Genomic DNA, 2021 nt, shown 5'->3' with positions numbered 1-2021 from the left:
ACAATGAAATTTAGAAACTGGTTTTTATTAATTCTACTATTTTTAGCGACAGGAATTAATGCGCAGATAAAAAATCCTGTAAAGTTTAAATTCACCATCAACGATCTGGGGAACAATCAATATGAAGCGGTATTGAATGCTACCATGGAAAGCGGATGGCATATTTACTCTAAAGATTTACCGGAAGATACCGGAATTCCGACAGAATATAAAGTGACAGGAAAGAATATTGAATTGATCGGAAAATTTTCCGAAGTGGGTAAAAAACATGAAGAATTTTCCGAAGCATTTGGAGGTACCATTGTTTTCTACTCCAATTCTGCTGGATTTAAGCAGAAATTCAAACTAAAAGATCCAACAAAACCCGCAGATGTCACTTCTGAGATTACGTATCAGACCTGTGACGACAGAGTTTGTCTGGCTCCCAACACATTAGAATTCAACCAAAAAGTTACCCCCAAAGGGGCAACGGAAGAGGTTTCAACCGAGGAAACAGCAGACCCTGTAAAAGATTCTGTGAAAGTTTCCGAGACCGTTACTGAAAATCCTGCAAAAACAGAAGCTACGATTACAGAAACATCAAAACTGGATCCAAAGCAGCTGAAAATTGCAACCATCGATTTCAAAAAACCATTAACAGATTGCGGTACAGCTTCTACTAAAGTGGATGAAAATTACTGGACGTATTTATTCTTAGGATTTATCGGAGGATTAATTGCTTTGCTTACGCCATGCGTGTTCCCGATGATTCCACTAACGGTTTCTTTCTTTACCAAAGGAAATAAAAACAAAGCAAAAGGAAAAAGAGATGCCCTGATCTATGGTTTTTTCATTCTTCTGATCTTTGTTTTACTAAGTATTCCTTTCCACATTATTGATGGTATTGCCGGAAATATCTTCAACGAAATTTCTACAAGCGTATGGTTGAATATTGCGTTCTTTATCATATTCATCTTCTTTGCCGGAAGTTTCTTCGGGTATTATGATATCACACTGCCAAGTTCAATTGCCAACAAATCTTCTAAAGCGGAAGAAGCGGGAGGAATTATCGGGATTTTCTTCATGGCATTAACGCTGGTGATTGTTTCTTTCTCATGTACAGGACCTATTTTAGGAAGTTTATTAGGAAGTGCTGTCACAGGTTCATCAAATGTTCCTATGCTGCTGACCTTTGCTTTGGCAGGATTCGGGCTGGCATGGGCGATTATTTTTGGATTGCTGGCGTTATTCCCGCAGGCATTACAAAGTCTTCCAAAATCCGGAGGATGGATGAATACGGTAAAAGTTGTTTTAGGGTTTGTAGAACTGGCATTAGCATTGAAATTCTTGTCTAAAGCAGATCTTGTCTCCAAAACATTCTTCTTAAAAAGAGAGCTTTTTATTGCCATATGGATCATTATTGCATTAGGTTTAGCATTATATTTACTAGGATTCATCAGATTCCCGCATGATGATAAAAAACCTAAAATTTCTATCACAAGAAAGATATTGGGGGTATTGGGAATTGGCTTTGTGATCTACCTAATTCAAGGGTTAATCCCGTCTGATCGACCTAAACTTCAGCTTTTAAGCGGAATCCTACCTCCACTGAACGTAAGCTATTTCCATGATGAAAAAGACGGAATTTTAGGAATGCATCCGGAACACGACTTCTTCAAAGCAATAGAACTGGCTAAAAAAGATGATAAACCAATCCTGATCGACTTTACGGGATACGGATGTGAAAACTGTAGAAAAATGGAGGAATTTGTATGGAGCGAACCAGACATCTTACCGATTCTTCAAAATGACGTAGTATTAGCCTCCTTATATGTGGATGACAAAGAAGAGCTTCCTGAGGATCAAAAAACCAAAATTGACCTTGGAGACGGTCAGATCAAAAAGGTAAAAACAATTGGGGACAGATGGAGTTTATTCCAGCAGGTTAACTTTAACAATAACTCTCAACCTCACTATGTTTTAATCACTCCGGACGGAAAAGTAATCAACACTCCTGTTTCAGGATATATGCCTAAAGAGGA

At 38.1% G+C, this 2021-nt stretch carries 1 protein-coding gene; it reads left to right on the top strand.

Annotation, left to right across the window (positions count from 1 at the left end):
* Positions 1–3: 3 nt before the first annotated feature.
* A partial coding sequence (locus ACODR7_RS21490; protein WP_488842311.1) for a protein-disulfide reductase DsbD family protein occupies positions 4–2021 on the top strand: 2018 nt, incomplete at its 3' end.

The sequence above is a fragment of the Chryseobacterium sp. FG46 genome (assembly GCF_057809135.1).
Note: the sequence above shows the minus strand (reverse complement) of the source record. Positions and strands in the feature narration are given on the sequence as shown.